The sequence below is a fragment of the Vibrio sp. 10N.222.49.C9 genome, from assembly GCF_041474985.1.
GTDB lineage: Bacteria > Pseudomonadota > Gammaproteobacteria > Enterobacterales > Vibrionaceae > Vibrio > Vibrio crassostreae_C.
In genome coordinates, this window is the sequence record NZ_JBFRVD010000413.1 from 1 (window position 1) to 290 (window position 290).

1 pseudogene is annotated in these 290 nt (G+C 44.1%); it reads left to right on the forward strand.

Annotated elements, in window-relative coordinates:
- Nucleotides 1-142: pseudogene (locus tag AB4585_RS23755) on the forward strand (SCO family protein); the annotation flags it as partial.
- Nucleotides 143-290 lie beyond the last annotated feature (148 nt).

The window sequence follows — 290 nt, forward strand, 5'->3', positions numbered from 1 at the left end:
GCTCGAATATACCGTTGACCATAGCTCATACTTTTACTTTCTCGCACCTGATGGTACGGAAATGACCAAGGTGCAACACACTCTTACTCCAGCACCACTAGTTAAAGCTATTAATGACATCACAATGGAGATGCAACCATGAAAACTCGCCTTCTTACTTTCATCCTAGTGCTACTTTCCCCTTTTGCGTATGCCAACAATATTGCAACCGTTTCAGGTGCCTACGCTAAGGAAACACCGCCAACTTCAACCACCAGTGCAATCTTCTTGACCATAAACAACCCTGTAAC